Source organism: Antricoccus suffuscus (assembly GCF_003003235.1).
In the GTDB taxonomy this organism is placed as follows: Bacteria; Actinomycetota; Actinomycetes; order Mycobacteriales; family Antricoccaceae; genus Antricoccus; species Antricoccus suffuscus.
On sequence record NZ_PVUE01000009.1, the window covers coordinates 134,879 to 150,588 of the forward strand.

16 protein-coding genes are annotated in these 15,710 nt (G+C 64.3%); 9 read left to right on the plus strand and 7 right to left on the minus strand.

The genetic code is table 11. The features are described 5' to 3' along the window. Window positions 1-16: 16 nt before the first annotated feature. The 3 genes from CLV47_RS12220 to CLV47_RS12230 all read left to right on the plus strand — a co-directional run bounded on the left by CLV47_RS12220 (window position 17) and on the right by CLV47_RS12230 (window position 2,463). Entirely contained in the window at window positions 17-1,120 is a 1,104-nt protein-coding gene (locus CLV47_RS12220) for an alpha/beta hydrolase (protein ID WP_106349328.1), read from the plus strand. Window positions 1,121-1,149: 29 nt separating this feature from the next. Then, entirely contained in the window at window positions 1,150-1,584 is a 435-nt protein-coding gene (locus CLV47_RS12225; RefSeq protein WP_170111053.1) for a DUF3237 family protein, read from the plus strand. A 99-nt stretch (window positions 1,585-1,683) separates the two neighbouring features. Further along, window positions 1,684-2,463: an IclR family transcriptional regulator gene (locus CLV47_RS12230; protein WP_106349330.1), complete on the plus strand. Its 780-nt coding sequence runs from the start codon at window positions 1,684-1,686 to the stop codon at window positions 2,461-2,463. Window positions 2,464-2,515: 52 nt separating this feature from the next. Here the strand turns inward: CLV47_RS12230 and CLV47_RS12235 are convergent, their stop codons facing one another. The 5 genes from CLV47_RS12235 to CLV47_RS12255 all read right to left on the minus strand — a co-directional run bounded on the left by CLV47_RS12235 (window position 2,516) and on the right by CLV47_RS12255 (window position 7,630). After that, the gene (locus CLV47_RS12235; protein WP_106349331.1) at window positions 2,516-2,890 is read right to left on the minus strand and encodes a nuclear transport factor 2 family protein; all 375 of its coding nucleotides are present in this window, start codon (window positions 2,888-2,890) and stop codon (window positions 2,516-2,518) included. Then, complete coding sequence (locus CLV47_RS12240; protein ID WP_106349332.1) at window positions 2,887-3,471, minus strand: VOC family protein; 585 nt, start codon at window positions 3,469-3,471, stop codon at window positions 2,887-2,889. The genes CLV47_RS12235 and CLV47_RS12240 overlap by 4 nt, the downstream gene beginning before the upstream one ends. 109 nt (window positions 3,472-3,580) lie before the next feature. Next, window positions 3,581-4,210, minus strand: coding sequence for a response regulator (locus CLV47_RS12245; RefSeq protein ID WP_106349333.1), 630 nt, complete (start codon window positions 4,208-4,210; stop codon window positions 3,581-3,583). After that, on the minus strand, window positions 4,207-5,445 hold the full coding sequence (locus CLV47_RS12250) for a sensor histidine kinase (protein WP_202862543.1): 1,239 nt from the start codon (window positions 5,443-5,445) through the stop codon (window positions 4,207-4,209). The genes CLV47_RS12245 and CLV47_RS12250 overlap by 4 nt, the downstream gene beginning before the upstream one ends. Continuing rightward, the gene (locus tag CLV47_RS12255) at window positions 5,438-7,630 is read right to left on the minus strand and encodes an MMPL family transporter (protein WP_106349364.1); all 2,193 of its coding nucleotides are present in this window, start codon (window positions 7,628-7,630) and stop codon (window positions 5,438-5,440) included. Before CLV47_RS12255 ends, CLV47_RS12250 begins: the two co-directional genes overlap by 8 nt. 228 nt (window positions 7,631-7,858) lie before the next feature. Here CLV47_RS12255 and CLV47_RS12260 point away from each other — a divergent pair, with 228 nt between their 5' ends. The 4 genes from CLV47_RS12260 to CLV47_RS12275 all read left to right on the plus strand — a co-directional run bounded on the left by CLV47_RS12260 (window position 7,859) and on the right by CLV47_RS12275 (window position 11,997). Next, on the plus strand, window positions 7,859-8,938 hold the full coding sequence (locus CLV47_RS12260) for an ABC transporter permease (RefSeq protein ID WP_106349334.1): 1,080 nt from the start codon (window positions 7,859-7,861) through the stop codon (window positions 8,936-8,938). Between the two features lie 50 nt (window positions 8,939-8,988). Next, window positions 8,989-9,696, plus strand: coding sequence for an ABC transporter ATP-binding protein (locus CLV47_RS12265; protein WP_106349335.1), 708 nt, complete (start codon window positions 8,989-8,991; stop codon window positions 9,694-9,696). A 130-nt stretch (window positions 9,697-9,826) separates the two neighbouring features. Beyond that, window positions 9,827-10,783, plus strand: a complete 957-nt coding sequence (locus CLV47_RS12270; RefSeq protein WP_106349336.1) for a glycine reductase — start codon at window positions 9,827-9,829, stop codon at window positions 10,781-10,783. Further along, window positions 10,780-11,997, plus strand: coding sequence for a CaiB/BaiF CoA transferase family protein (locus CLV47_RS12275; RefSeq protein WP_106349337.1), 1,218 nt, complete (start codon window positions 10,780-10,782; stop codon window positions 11,995-11,997). The genes CLV47_RS12270 and CLV47_RS12275 overlap by 4 nt, the downstream gene beginning before the upstream one ends. Window positions 11,998-12,338: 341 nt before the next feature. On the opposite strand, the gene CLV47_RS12280 is transcribed toward CLV47_RS12275, so the two are convergent. Then, window positions 12,339-13,427 (minus strand): SDR family oxidoreductase, encoded by a 1,089-nt coding sequence (locus CLV47_RS12280; RefSeq protein ID WP_106349338.1) that lies wholly within the window; start codon window positions 13,425-13,427, stop codon window positions 12,339-12,341. Window positions 13,428-13,489: 62 nt separating this feature from the next. Here CLV47_RS12280 and CLV47_RS12285 point away from each other — a divergent pair, with 62 nt between their 5' ends. Together CLV47_RS12285 and CLV47_RS12290 are read left to right on the plus strand one after the other, a co-directional pair. Continuing rightward, window positions 13,490-14,011, plus strand: a complete 522-nt coding sequence (locus CLV47_RS12285; RefSeq protein ID WP_106349339.1) for a cupin domain-containing protein — start codon at window positions 13,490-13,492, stop codon at window positions 14,009-14,011. A gap of 121 nt (window positions 14,012-14,132) precedes the next feature. Next, window positions 14,133-15,263, plus strand: coding sequence for an NDMA-dependent alcohol dehydrogenase (locus CLV47_RS12290; protein WP_238145424.1), 1,131 nt, complete (start codon window positions 14,133-14,135; stop codon window positions 15,261-15,263). Here CLV47_RS12290 and CLV47_RS12295 read toward each other — a convergent pair. Next, the gene (locus CLV47_RS12295) at window positions 15,260-15,640 is read right to left on the minus strand and encodes a helix-turn-helix domain-containing protein (protein WP_106349340.1); all 381 of its coding nucleotides are present in this window, start codon (window positions 15,638-15,640) and stop codon (window positions 15,260-15,262) included. The genes CLV47_RS12290 and CLV47_RS12295 overlap by 4 nt on opposite strands. Window positions 15,641-15,710: the final 70 nt, after the last annotated feature.

Consider the following 15,710-nt stretch of genomic DNA (forward strand, 5'->3'; position numbering starts at 1 on the left):
CAGGACATTTGTCAGCATGGAGTCGCCAGGCGCCAAGCGCGCAGGCGCGGGAGGTCGCCCCTGCCAGGGGCTCTATTACGCGCCGGAGGGCGAGCGGCCTCGCGTCGCGATGATCGCCACCCATTATCAAATCGACTTCTCTGAGCACTACCTTGCCGACATGATGGCCGAGCGCGGCATCGGGTTCCTTGGCTGGAACACCCGCTTTCGCGGCTACGAACCGCTGTTCACCCTCGATCACGCGGTGGTCGATATCGGGGTTGGCGTCCGTTGGTTGCGCGAGGTCGCCGGCGTCGAGCAGGTCGTGCTGCTTGGTAACTCCGGAGGGGGGTCCCTTATGGCGGCGTACCAGGCGCAGGCGGTGGAGCCAGTCATCCAGGGAGCGCGCGATCTCGCCCCGGCGCCCGGCCTGGATGATCTCTCGGCCGGTGACGGGTTCGTTTCCGTGGCCGCGCACCTGGGCAGGCCGGATGTGCTCACCGCGTGGATGGACGCATCGGTCGTGGACGAGGACGACCCGACGCAGACCGATCCCCAGTTGGACCTGTTCAACCCGGACAACGGGCCGCCGTTCACCGCCGAATTCGTGGCCCGCTATCGCGCCGCCCAGGTGGAGCGAAACCATCGGATCACGGCCTGGGCCGAGAAGGAACTGTCCCGGGTTACGGCCGCCGGCTACTTCGACCGTCACTTCTCGGTATCGCGGACCTGGGCGGACCCGCGGATGGTCGACCCCACGCTGGAGCCGACCAACAGGCCTCCGGGCAGGTGCTATCGGGGGAGCACCGAGGTCGCCAATCGTGGCGACCGCGGGATCGGTGGAGAGACGACTCTTCGGAACTGGCTCAACATGTGGAGCCTGTCGCAGTCCCAGTGCCGCGCTGAGTCGCATCTCGCCAAGGTGCGCGTCCCCTCGCTGGTCATCAACGCGGATGCCGACTGCGGGGTCTTTCCCAGTGATGCCGACAGCATCTATGACGCCATCGGTACCAAGGACAAGCGGCGCGTCGACCTGCCTGGTGACCACTACTTCCTCGAACCGGCTGGCGCGCGCGACGGTGTAGCCGACTTGATCGCGCAGTGGGTGGCTGAGCATTTCGACACGAACCCGGTTCGCTGACGTCGCAAGTCTGTAGTGAGGAAGAGATGATGACTTCGCAACTGCAACTCGTCGATCTGTGTGCGATCACGATTGAACGCGGCCCGCGATACGACACCGGCCCGGGCCCTCTCGGGCGGCGGGTATCGGCTGAAGCCGCGTCCGTAGTGGTGACCGGAGAACGGCTCAGCGGCCAGCTCGCCGGTGTAGCCGCGGCTGACTGGGCAACGACAGCAGACGATGGCCTGACACTTGTCGATTCCCGTATGACGATAGGGACGCACGATGGTGCGCTCATCTTGATCACATACACGGGCCGCATCAATGACATCAGCAAATTTCCGGCCGAACCCGTGTATGTATCGCTCAATTTTGCGACCGGAGATCCTCGATATCGATGGCTGGTCGGTATCCAAGCGGTGGCGAAGGGATCAATGAGTTCGGACGGCAATTCGCTCGAATATCTGGTCTACGAACTGCGTTAGGCGTCGGCGCGACGTAACGGTGAACCGTGATCGCTGTGGGGCTGTGGCTTGAGAATGATCGCCGGCATTGACCAGGGACCGCGACGATAGAGTGTGCGCATGGCAGTGAAGAAGGCAGGTGGCGCCGGTCGTCCGCAGTACCCGATCGAGTCAGTCGACAACGCGTTGCGGATCCTGCTCTTGTTCGAGGAGCGGAAGACTCTGCGGCTCACGGAGGTCAGCGAATTTCTCGGTGTGGCATCGTCGACCGCGCACCGGCTGCTGGCGATGCTGGAGTATCGGGGCTTCGTGCGGCATGCGGACGGATCGCGGGGCTACGAGCCCGGTCCAGCGCTGACGAACATCGCGTTCTCGGTGTTGCGTCGTATCGATGTCCGCGCCCGCCTGCATCCATTCCTGGAACGCCTGTCCGCCAGCCTGGGTGAGACCGCGCACCTGGCGAGGTTGGACGGAGCGTCGGTGACCTTCGTCGACTCCGTGGAGAGCCCCCGCGCCGTCCGGGTCGGATCCCGTTTGGGTGTCTCGATGCCGGCGCACTGCACCTCGTCGGGCAAGTCCCTGCTTGCCACTCTCGAGGACGACGCGTTGCATTCGCTATATCCGGACGAGGAGTTGGTGGGCCTGACGGCGCAGTCGCTCACGTCTCGGACGGAGCTATTGCGCCAGATTGCGCGGGTGCGCAAGAACGGCTATGCCGCCAGCATGGAAGAAAGCGAAGAAGGAGTGGCCTCGGTCGCGGTGGCGCTGGGCGAGTTTGGCGCCGCTCGCTACGCGCTGAACGTATCGTGCCCCAAACCGCGAATGTCCCCCCAGACCCGCTCTGAGATCGCTGAGGAACTACACAGTGTCGCGACCGAGGTGGCGTCGTTCTTTCTCTGAGCGGATTTCCTCTGAGCGGATCAGTGTTGAGGCCTAGAAGCCGGTGCCCGTCTTACGTGAGTGCCGCCGTCAACTGTCCGCGATCGAAGTACTCCTCGATGCGACGTACTTTGCCCTCGTCGACATAGACGCGCAGGATCGCGGGTATGACCGCCTTCTTGCCATTCCGGGAGGCGTGGATGACGTGTTGTCGTAGGAAGCCTCCAGCAATGGCCACGCACCGGGCGTCGGCGTAGTCGAAACTGTCGTAGCGCCGAGGAATGCTGCCCAGGGTCTCGAGGTTTTCTTCCTTGTTTTGCTCGTGTTCCTCGTAGTTGTGCCAGACCGCGACGTCGTCGTGGTACAGCGTCTTGAGGGTTTCGATGTCGCCGGCAGACACAACCGCGAAGAACTTGTCGGCGAAGGCGAGCATTTCCTGCTCGTTCATGCGCTCACCGCGGAGTTGGCAAGAACGCCGTCCTTGGTCATCGGCGCCGAGTTCACGTCGTCCGGTCGCAGCGCGCGTGTCCAGGCCGCGAACTCGAGCAAGATTCCGTCAGGATCGAAGAAGTAGATCGACCTGACGAACGTGCCCTCATGCACTTCCGGTGAGGCACCGCGCTCACTGTCGTCGTGGTTCAGCACCGGTCCGGTGACGACGCCCTTGGCCCGAAGTTTCTCGGCGTACTCGTCGAACTTCTCCAACGGCACCTTGAACGCTACGTGGTTCATCGAACCGTGCGCGGTTGCGATGTCGCCGCCAACGCCTGGCAGCACGGCGGACGAGGCAACGCCGGGAGCCTTGGCCGGTGCGTTCTTGAACCAGAAGAACGCCAGGTACTGGTCGCCGCCCATGTGGAAGAAGAAATGCTGGCCCATGCCACCCGGCAGGGTGATCGTCTTGCTGAGCTTCATGCCCAGCACGTTGGTGTAGAAGTCAACGGTCCGTTCCATGTCTTCGCACACCACTGCCAGGTGACAGACACCTTGAAGGTCGAACTCCGTATTGGTCATCGCGGTATTGGTCATCGCGCCCCTCCTGGGAAGTATGGATGCCCATCACGGTAATGGAATGACATTCTGGTGTAAAGAAAACCGCTCTGCCATGTGCGTGCTGGCGGAGAGCTCGGCGTGCTCGCTAGCGGAGGAGCCCGAGGTCCCGGGCTTTGGATACCGCAGCGGTCCGGCTGTCGACATCGAGCTTGGTGAAGATGTGCACGAGATGCGACTTCACCGTCGCCTCCGAGACGAACAGCTGCTTTGAGATGGCCTTGTTTGGCTTGCCGGAGGCGACGAGCGATAAGACCTCCAGCTCGCGCCCGCTGAGCTCGGGCCGGCCGGAGCGCAGCCGGTTCATCAGCCGGCTGGCGACCGGCGGCGCGAGTACGGTTTCGCCACGCGCGGCGGCGTGCACGGCGTCGACGAGCTGTTGCGTCGGCGCGTCCTTGAGCAGGTAGCCGCTCGCGCCGGCCTCGACGGCACGCAGAATGTCGGCGTCGGTGTCGTACGTCGTGAGGATCAGGACGTGCGGCGGCGACTCCAACGCGCCGATGCGTTTGGTCGCCTCGACGCCGTCGACGCCGTCACCCATCTGCAGGTCCATCAGCACGACGTCGGGTGCGAGGGAGCGCACGAGCGCGACACCTTCGACGCCCCCGGACGCCTCACCGACCACGTCGATGCCGTCGCTGGAGCTGAGCAAAGCGCGCAGCCCGGCGCGTACGACCGGATGATCGTCGACCAGCAGCACCGTCACCGTTTTGGTCATGTGTGCTCCTCACTCGTGGCTACGTGCAACGGTATCCGCGCGGCCACCGCCGTACCGTCTCCGGGCGCGGACTCGACATCGAACGTGCCGCCGAGCGCGACGAGCCGCTCACGCATCGCGCGTAACCCGAACCCGGAACCGGCAGTGGGCGACGGCGCACGTTCCTCGTTGGCCGCGTCGAAACCCCGACCGTCGTCGACGATGTCGAGGACCACCGCGTCGGAGTCATAGGTGAGCGTCACACCCACGCGACGTGCCGCCGAATGCTGGCGCACGTTGGCCAATGCCGACTGTGCGACCCGCAGCAACGCGACCTCACTCACCGAGCGCAGCGGCACCGGCGTACCGGCGACGTTGACCGCCCCCTCGATGCCGGTCTGCTCACCCAACCGGTCGACGAGCCGGGTCAGCGCGGCGACCAGCGGAGCGTCATCGAGCGCGGCTGGGGCGAGCGCGTGTACGACGCGGCGCGCCTCCTCGAGGTTGTCGCGCGCGGTGGTCTCGATCTGGGTGAAGAGCCGACGTTCGGTGAGGTCATCGGCCTGGGCTATTCCGGCCCGCGAGAGCAGCAGCACCGACGAGAATCCTTGCGCGAGGGTGTCGTGGATCTCGCGGGCGAGGCGGGCGCGTTCGGCCAGTACGCCGGCTTGCCGTTGTGCTCCGGCGAGCTCGTCGCTGGTGTGTAGGAGATCGTCCTGCACTTGCATCAACTCATTGACAAGTTGCTGCCGCGCGTGACTCTCGCTGGTCAATCGGCTGTAGGCAAGCCCGAACCCAATGGCAACGGCGGCGCCGAAGATCGGTCCGAGGATCTGCGCCGCCACGTTGTTCGGTGCCTGAGTAACTTGTACGACGATGACGACCGCGGTCAGCAGCGCGATGAGCGGCACGGCGGCACGAGTGGGCAATAAGTGCAGACACAGCAGGAATATCGCGAACACAACCCACGAGAAGTCAACGCTCAGGAAGATCAGGAGGAGCCAGCCCAGCGCCAGTACGCCGAGCCAGACGGCCGCTCCCGTTATTGTCGGCCAGCGCCGCGCGATCCATATACCGGCGACGTACCACAGCGCGAGAAGTATCGCGCCCGTGATGACCCATCCGGCGTGATCGGTCTGGGCGCCACGGATTGCGCCCAGCAACAACAAGGTGCCGAACAATACGTGCTGGCCAATCTGCATGGCGCGCAGCACCGGTGACGGATCGGTGCTGTGCGAGAGGTCGATACTAGGCATCCGCTTCCGCTCGTAGGTGTTTGGGCGTGATCTTGGAAAGGTGCGAGGGCCACCATGTGAAGCGGCCGAGGTCGATCGCCAACGCCGGGACGAGAAGAGTGCGCACGACCAGAGTGTCGAGCAGTACGCCGACCGGCACGATAAACGCGATCTGGACCATGAAAAGGATCGGGATCACGTTGAGCGCAGCGAACGTCGCGGCCAGCACGATTCCGGCGCTCGTGATCACCCCGCCGGTCAGGGTGAGTGCACGAGTGACCCCGGTCGTCGGTCCGTGCGCCGTGACTTCCTCACGGGCGCGCGACATCAAGAAGATCGAGTAGTCCACGCCGAGCGCGACCAGGAACACGAACGCCATCAGGGGTACGGCGGGGTCAGAGCCGGGGTAGTCGAAGACGTGGTTGAACAACAGCGCCGACAGGCCGAGAGCCGTGCCGAAGGACAGGACGGTCGCGATCACCAGCATCAGCGGAGCGATGATCGAGCGTAGGAGAAGGATGAGGACGAGCAGTACGACGAGCAGGATGACCGGCACTATGGTCCGCAGGTCGTGCGTCGAGGCCGCGATGGTGTCCACCCGCAGCGCCTCCGTGCCACCGACCAGGATCTTGCCCGGTGCGATGGGATGCACGGCGTCGCGCACGGCTGTTACGGCGCCGGTCGCGTCGTCGGGGTTGCGAGGGATGGCGTTGACGATGACGTTGCCGTCGACCTCGTTGTCTAGCACAGTCGCCTTTTCGATCCCCTGAGCGTTTCCCGCGGCGGCCGCGACCGCCGCGGCCTTGTCTGCCGGACTGAGGATTTGGATCGGCGAACCAGCGCCGGCATCAAACTTCGTGTCCAGCACGTGCTGCCCAGCCACCGAGTCGACATCGGACAGGAACGTCGCGGCAGTCGTCGTACCGGACGCCTTGAAGGACGGTACGGCGATGCAAAACCCTGCGAGGATGATCGCGACGACAACCCAGATGCGGCGGGGCCGGCGTCGTACGAACCCGCTTATCCGGGACCACATGCCGGTGCTGACCTGATCTTCCTCAGTGCGCTGATGGTCCGTCTGCAAGTGTGGCACCCTCGGCCAGAAGATCCAGCGACCCAATAAGAGCAGCGCCGGCAGGAGGGTCATCGCGCCGATAAACGCGCAGCCGATTCCGATCGCGCCAACCGGTCCGAGTCCCTGATTTGAACGCAGATCGGACAGTAATAAGCACAGCAGCCCGGCGATGACGGTGACCGCGGATGCGGCGATCGGAGCCAGGCACGCTCGCCATGCCCGCATCATCGCTTGGACCGTCGATGGGGTGCGTTGCAGCTCTTCTCGGAATCGTGAGACCAGCAACAGCCCGTAATCGGTGGCTGCGCCGATCACCAAAATAAACAAGATTCCCTGAGACTGACCATTGACCGCGATGACGTCGCTCTTCGCCAGGAGGTAGACGACTCCACCGCCGAGCGCCAGAGCGCACATGGCGCTGAGCAGCACGATGATGGGCACGGCGATGGCGCGGTAGACGATCAGCAGGATGAGCAGTACGGCGAGCAGCGCGACGAGGAGCAATACGCCGTCGATCCCGGCGAATGCCGCACCGATATCCGCGCCATACCCGGCGGGACCCGTCAGGTGCACCGTCGCCCCCGGGACGGAGGTCTTAGTGTCCGCGCGGATTGCCTCAACGATGCTGGACAGATTGGAAATGCCTTGTGCGTCGCTCGCGTTGGCCTTGGCGCTGTCGAGCGGGATCACGACCATGACGCCCGACTTGTCTTTCGCGGGCAGCACAACCGACACTTGGCCCTTGGCGAGATAGTCCTGCAGCGGGGTCTTCCCGACCGTTACCTTGTCGATCAGGGCCGCGGCGTACGCCGACCCAGGCGGTCCGTTCTGCTGATCGGGCTGGCTGGGTTGAGCGGGCTGGCCGCCGAACGCGTCGTCGTACACCCCGCTGCCCGAGATGATCAGGAACGCGGGGACCGTCTTGGCGTCGCTGAACTTCGCGAACTCGGCATTAGCCTTTACCGACTCCGCGGACTTGGGGAGAAAGGTCGCCTGGTCGTTGCTGACCACCGAGGCCAGCTTGCCGATGGCCGGGCCGCCGAACGCCGCGATGGCCAACCACACGGCTACGACGAGGACGACGATGATCCCGCGCCGCGCTCCGGCAGCGGCTCGAAGTCCGGTGGTCATGACGATGCCTTCCCGATGAGTGCGAGCGTCGGGCAATGCGCAGACGTCGCAGACCACCCAACCTGAAAATCAATCCTGGCACATCAACCTTTCGATTGATCTCACCTTCAGCCCAATGATCGTCCGGGTCCAGTCGGCCGACTGATTCGAAACGCCGGGAAAGACGAGAACCTAGATATGCGGCCCAGGAAGCCCACAAGGCCCCCACCGCGTAACGAAAGGATCTTCATGTTTCTCGCACTCCGCGACCTTCGCTTCGCGCGTGGCCGCTTCACTCTGATGGGGGCCGTCATCGCCCTCATCACGCTGCTTGTCGTGCTGCTGTCCGGGCTAACCGCCGGACTCGGTGCCCAGTCGGTCTCGGCGATTACCTCGCTGAACGCCGACCGAATCGTCTTCAGCGCACCCGCGGACGGTGACAGCGCGTCGTACGGTCAAAGCCGACTCGATGAGAAGCAGTTGCAGCAGTACGCCGACGCTTCCAAGGACAAGGCAACCGGCGTGACCGCGGCGACTCCGATTGGTATCGCACAGACGAGTATGCAGAAGGGTGCCAAGCGCGTGGCTATTTCCGCGTTTGGCGTGCAGCCCAAAGGCTTTGTGACGCCGCAGGGCGTCGGTGACAACGAGGTCGTCGTCTCCGATGCGCTTAAGGATGACGGCGTCAAGGTTGGGGACGAGATCACGATCGGCGGTACGACGTTCACCGTTGCGGCGATGCGTGCCGACTCGTCGTACAACCACACGCCCGTCGTGTGGATGGATCTGTCACAGTGGCAGTCACTCGACGCCGCCGGCGGCGCTACCTCAACCGTGCTCGCACTCAATACGACCGGCGACTACAACGGCGCCGCGCTTGAGAAGAACAGCAAAACGGTCACTGAAACGCTCGACGGTTCGCTGGGCGCGGTCGGGTCCTACTCGGCCGAGAACGGTTCGCTCACGATGATCCGGGTGCTGCTGCTCGGCATCAGCGCCGTCGTTGTGGGCGCGTTCTTCACCGTGTGGACGATCCAGCGCACACCTGACATCGCCGTACTGAAGGCGGTCGGCGCGAGCACAAAGTACGTCGTGAAAGATGCTGCGGCGCAGGCGTTCTTCGTGCTGCTGATCGGCGGCGGGATCGGTGCGCTGGTCGCTAGCGGTCTGGGTCTGCTAGCCGCGAGTGTGGTGCCCTTCGTGGTCGATGTGTCCACGACCGTCGTACCGCTGGCGCTACTGATCGCGCTCGGGATGGTCGGCGCACTTGCCGCCCTCAAGCGCATCTCGTCGGTCGACCCCATCACCGCCCTCGGCGCGGCCCGCTAGCGCGTGCCGTACACAGCCCGAGCAAATCCTCAGTCACTTTGGAGATATACATGAGCACCACAGCACTTACCCTCAACGACGTCAGCATGATCTACCCCGACGGCGACAGCGAAATCAAAGCCCTCGACTCCGTGTCGATGGAGGTGGCCGCGGGCGAGTTCGTCGCGGTGACCGGGCCGTCCGGGTCAGGCAAGTCGACGCTTCTCGCGGTCGCCGGCCTGCTCCAGCAGCCGACCCGCGGCACGATCGAGATCGGCGGCGTCGACGTGGGCTCACTCAGGGCGAAGGACCGCACAACCGTACGCCGTGACGAGATTGGTTTCGTCTTTCAGCAGTCCAACCTGATCGGGTCACTGACCGCGCTTGAACAGCTGCAAATCGTCGCGCATCTGCGGGGCGAGAAACCATCCGACGCGACGGACCGCGCCAAGGAGATCCTCGATCGGGTCGGGCTGCGTGACGCGGCCGGTCGCCGCCCGCATCAGCTTTCCGGCGGTCAGCGTCAACGGGTCGGAATCGCCCGTGCCCTGATGAACACGCCGACGCTGCTGCTGGTCGATGAGCCCACCTCCGCGTTGGATAAGGAGCGCGGTGCGGCGATCCTCGACCTTCTGGGCGAGGTGACGCACGAACGCGGCGTCGCGACCGTCATGGTGACCCACGACGTGGAGCACCTCGGCTCGGTCGACCGGGTCTTCGGAATGGACGACGGCGTACTGACCGTGCATGACACCGACCGCGGACTGCAGCCGGCGTAACGTCCTGGTCGAATACCGGCTCCTTGTCGACCCAACGTCCTCCCTGTGCCGCCTTTTTAGAGGGCACTAGGAGGACTTTGGCGTGACCTGGGGCGCAGCCGGTCATGCGGCATCTGCGTAATCTGGGCTTATGGCTGATTCGGAACATCGCACGCCGCTGACAGACACCACAGAATTCGCGCCTGAGTGGACCGCGCCCGTCCCTTATATGCAGCGCACCCGAGACTGGTATCTCGCGCTCGGCTACGGCAACCCCTACCGGTGGGCGCATTACGCCGAGGTCCCGTTCGCCTCGCTCGCGAAGCCGCTTGCCGAATCCCGGCTGGCGCTGATCACGACCGCTGCGCCGTACCAAGAGGGCAAAGGGGACCAGGGCCCGGGAGCGCCGTACAACGCGGCGGCAAAGTTCTACGAGGTCTACTCGGGGCGCACAGACGAGGACCACGACCTGCGGATATCGCACGTCGCGATCGACCGCACTCACACGACTGCCGCCGACAGTGGCACCTACTTCCCACTACCGGCTCTGCGTGACGCGGTGACCGCTGGCCGGATCGGCGCTCTCACGGAGCGATTCCACGGGGCGCCCACCAACCGCAGCCAGCGGCGCACGCTGGAGGTCGACTGCCCGCGGCTCCTAGAGCTCTGCCGGGACGACGGCGCCGACGCCGCGGTGCTCGTGCCCAACTGTCCGGTTTGCCATCAGACTCTCTCGCTCGTCGCGCGGTACCTCGAGTCCAACGGGATCCCCACCGTGGTGATGGGCGCGGCGAAGGACATCGTGGAGTACGCCGGCGTACCGCGGTTCGCGTTCAGCGACTTCCCGCTGGGCAATGCGGCCGGCCGACCGGGCGATCCGCGGTCGCAGGCCGACACGCTGGAGTTCGCGCTTCGGGTGCTCGAGTCCGCGCCCGGTCCGCGTACGACGGTGCAAAACCCGTTAGCGTGGGTAGGGCCCGATGACTGGCGGATGGACTATTGCAACGTCGACCGGGTCTCGCCCGAGGAGTTGGCCAGGCTGCGCGCTGAGAACGACGCGATCAAGGAGACCGCCCGCGCGGTCCGCGAATCGACCATCAAGACATGACCAGCAGTGAGAATGCATCCAGTGACAAGGCATTCAGTGACGTAAAGATCCTTGATTTCACACAAGTGTTCGCCGGGCCGGTCGGCACTCACCAGTTCGCGCTGCAGGGCGCCGACGTCATTAAGGTCGAACCGCGCGGTGGCGAGGACATCCGGCGGTCGGCGCTAGGCGACGAGTGGTCTGCGCGAGGGCTTGCTCCGAGTTTCATGGCGTTTAACGCCAACAAGCGCGGCTTGACACTTGATTTGAAAAAGCCGGCAGCCGTTGACATCGTCAAGCGACTAGCCGCCGAGGCAGACGTCGTGTGGGAGAACTTCCGACCAGGCGTGATGGATCGGCTCGGCATCGGGTACGACGTGCTCGCCGAACTCAACCCACAACTGATCTACTGCAGCGTCTCGGGATTCGGTACGACGGGACCGGAACGCGCGACCGCGACCTTCGACGGCAAGATTCAGGCGATGTCCGGGCTGATGTCGCTGACCGGCGACCCGAGCGGCGGGCCGATGAGGGCCGGGATCGCGCTTGCCGATCTGGCTGCCGGGCTCACCGCCGCTTTCGCCGTTTCGACCGCGTTGCACCAGCGATCGCGCACCGGCCGCGGGCAGTTCGTCGACGTGGCGATGTTCGACTCGATGCTGAGCCTGATGTCCGACCAGATCGCCGAATACACCGTCCTCGGCGAGCTTCGGCAACAGGCGGGCAATCTATCTGTCACCAGAAAGCCGACCGCCGACCGGTTTCGCTGCGGATCGGGTTTCATCGTGTTGGCGGTGCTTTCGGACCGCCAGTTCGAGTCGCTACTGCGCACGCTCGGACGAGCGGACGCGCTCAATGACCCGAGGTACGCCGACTGGCAGGCGCGGACGGCCAACACGGTCGCATTGCGCGCGCTCATCGAGGACGCGATGGACGGCGGGGACCCGCGCGACTGGGAGCGACGCCTCACCGACGCCGACGTACCGTGCGCGTCGATCCTGACGATCGCCGAGGCGATCGACCATCCTCAGCTCGAGCACCGCAACCTCATCCGGACCGTCGATACGGCGTACGGTCCGGTCACGCTCGCGGGAGCCGGCTTCGAGCTGCGGCATGGCAACGGCGGCATCGATCGTACGGCGCCGCAGGTCGGCGAGCACACCGACGAGGTCCTCGCCGAGGCCGGTTTCAGCACATCCGAGATCGCGCAGCTGAGGGCGGACCAAGTCGTCTGAAACCCAAGTCGTCGGAAATCCAAGTCGTCTGAAATCCAAGTCTCGGGCTAGCGGTGCCGCGTTGCGGGCGCGCTCATGTTTGCTTTACAAACCTTAAATAGAACGCCACAAACACCAGTACGATGCCGATATTTACCATTAGCCGCGGCCAGAATTGGTGACGGAAAAACAGGACATCCACGCCGACTATGACCGCAACCATCACGACCACGTAAATTATCCCCACGGCCTGCCTGCCCATTCCTTAGTGATAGCACGCGCGGCTGAGTGCAACAAGCGCCGCGACGATTGAAATGGGACGTTTGCGGTGGCTCCTTGTCGGCAACTCGAGCGAGGTTGATTCAGCGGACCGGGGGAAGGATCTTCCGGTTCACGAGTACGTCGAACCAATGCCGGAATGACTCTTCGGTGTCGCAGACGCCGCCGAAGCCGGCCTGCTTGATCTTGATCGAGCTGACGAGCGCCGGCGGTGGCGGATCGGTTGCCCCATAGGCAAAGCAGAAGTCTGCGTAGTGGTGCGACTCGCCCAGTACGTCGTTGAGAGAAGTGGGCCGCAGCCCGTTGGCCCGGACGATGCGGTCCCATACCTCCGCCTGCGTGGGCAAAAATTCCGCAAGTCGAGTAGGGCGGTCCGGTCCGGGCTCTAAACCAAGGGCCTGCGCGAACGACGGCCACAGATCCCGCCACTCGGCAACTTCTCCGTTGGTCAGGTTGAAGTGTTGACCGGCGGCAGCGGCCGCCTCGGCCGCCCAGCGAATCGCATCAGCGACGAGCCGACAGTCGACGGCCTGCCAGACGTACGACGCTCCGCCGGGAAAGCCGAACGGCAGGCCGGTCTCACGACAGATAGCGGCGTACACCCCGATGACCGGTGGCAGGTTCATCGCGACGCCGACGTTGGGACCGACGATGATCTGCGGACGCATGATCGTGAAGTCGAAGCCGGCGGACGCGGCCGTCTCCTTGAGGTAGTCCTCCTGAAGCCAGTAGAAGTTTGCGTGCTTGTCGCGGGACTGTCGTTCGCGGGCCGGGATCGGCACCCGGTGGAGGTGTACGCCGTACGCCTTAGTGCCCTGCAGGATCGTCACGTGCCGCAGTTCAGCGGCGCGCGATAGCGGCTCGAGCAGATTGCGAAGCATGGCGAGGTTGGTCTGCATCTGGTCGTCGTCGGTCCAGCCGCGCACGAGTCCGGGCTTCTCGTACACCGCCGTATAGACGAGGTGAGTGACGTCCTTCAGTGTTGCCGACGCGGTTTCGCAGGCGGAGCGATCGGTGAGATCCAGGGGGATAAAGCGATACTGCCGGCTGGTGGACAGCTCCGGCTTTCGCCGGGATGTGGCGACCACATCCCAGCCATCGCGCAGAAAGCGCTCGACGGTGGCCGCCCCGACGAGGCCGCTCGCGCCCGCGACCAGTACAACGTTTGCCATCTCGCCCTCCGCACCGGTGGTATGGCCACCTACCGTACGTGGCCCCTGCGTAATCTGTACCCATGGCTGATGACACTTGCGAAGGTACAGACGAAGTTGTGGGCGCGGGCGCTTCCGGCGTACCCGATCCGGACGTGATTGACGCGTTTCACCGCAGGCTGCATCACATTGCGCCCGGCGCGTTCAGCAGCGATACGTCGCAGACCACTGGAATGCGACGAGTCGAGGCCATCAGCGGCAAGACGGTCGGGTCCGAGAACCTTTGGATGGGCCAGACCCACGTCGCACCCTCGACTAACTCGGCTAACCACCATCACGGCAAGTCCGAGACCGCGATCTACGTCGCCAGCGGCAACCCGCGCTTCGTCTTCCTCGACATCGACCAGACGCCGCCGGTGGAGACCGTCGTAGAGACCAAGCCGGGCGACTACATCTTTGTGCCGCCGTTCGTGCCGCACCGCGAGGAAAACCCGGATCCCGACAACGAGGCCGTGGTGGTGATTGCGCGTACGACGCAGGAAGCAATCGTCGTCAATCTGCCTGACCTGAAGTGGGACGGTCCGGTCCGCACAACTGCCGGCTAGCCGCCGCTCCACCTCGAATAACGTCATACGAACCGCTTGTTATGACGCGCGAAACCGATGACATTATCCAAAGGACGTCCTTGTGCCGTAGGTTCGAAAGAACAACGGCGAAGGGTGCGTAATGATTAAGTCGCAGGCAGCGATCCTAAGGAATTTGCACGAGGACTGGTCGGTCGAAGAGATCACTCTCGACTCGCCCAAGCATGGAGAGGTTCTAGTCGAGCTCGCGGCCACCGGACTGTGCCATTCAAACGAGCACATTCGTACCGGTGACCTGCCCGGTCTGCTACCGATGATTCCGGGGCACGAGGGAGCCGGCGTCGTGCAGGAGATCGGCCCGGGCGTCGATCATCTCAAGGTCGGCGATCATGTGGTCACGATGTTTGTCCCGTCCTGCGGTCGATGCGAGATGTGCGTCGGGGGACACCAGAACCTGTGCGACAGCAACGCGAGCATCGGCAAGGGTTTGCAGCTGTTTGACGGAACCGCGCGCCATCACGCGGCCGATGGCACGGACCTCGCGACCGAGTCGCGGGTCGGTTCTGGCGCGCGGCACACCGTGCTGCACTCGACTGCCTGCGTAAAGATCCCCGATGACATCCCGCTCAACCGGGCTTGCCTGCTCGGCTGCGGTGTCGTCACGGGATTCGGTTCGGCGGTGTACGCCGGCGGCGGCATCAAGCCCGGCGAAACCGCGATCATCGTAGGCGCCGGTGGCGTCGGTGCGAACGCCGTACAAGGCGCGCGGCTGGCCGGCGCCGAGCAGATCGTCGCGGTCGATCCGGTGCCGTGGAAGCTAGAGCAGGCTAAGAAGTTCGGTGCGACTCATGGCGCCGCATCCCTCGACGAGGCATTCGAGCTGGTTCGGGAGATCACTCACGGGACGATGGGACACCAGGTCATCATGACGATGGGTGTCGGCGACGGCTCGACAATGATGAAGGTCAGCGCACTAGTCGGCAAGCGCGGCCGGATCATCATCACCAACATTCATCCCGCCGCGGAAACCCAGGTCAACCTGAGCATGATGGAGATCGCGGTCTACGAAAAGCAGATCCACGGCTCGTTGTATGGCTCGACCAATCCCCGCAGCGCCATCCCGCGTCTGCTGCGGCTGTACCGCAACGGTCAGCTCGACCTCGACGGGTTGGTCACCAAGACCTACTCGCTGGAGCAGATCAACGAAGGTTTCACCGACATGCTCGAAGGTCGCAACATCCGCGGAGTCATTGAATTCTCGCCCTCGAACTAGGGCGCGTCGGAGCTCGGCTTGGCGCGCCGGGACTTCTTTGCCGACGTGGCGGCGATCATTGACTGATATACCTCGGTCAATGCGCGCCGCTGTGCCGCGGTAAGGCCCGGGTCTTCGGCTACCGCGTCGAGTACGGCGCGGCGTCGTACGTCTGGCTTCGACCGTCCCAGGAGGTCGTCGACCGAGGTCCGCAGCGACTTGGCGATCCCTTCGAGTACCTGCTCGGAGGGTTCGCGTAGCCCGTGCTCGATCTGCGACAGGTATGGGTTCGAGATGCCCGCCATTGATGCCAGTTGGCGCATTGGTAAAGCGGCGATCTCCCGCTGTCGGCGGATGATCTCGCCGAGCGTTGTCTCCATATCGTCGTTGTCGGTCATCCGCCGATATTAGCGAGAACTGTTGCGTCGCAGCGATCCGGCGTAAGGTCTGGCTCAACCAAGGCTGAGA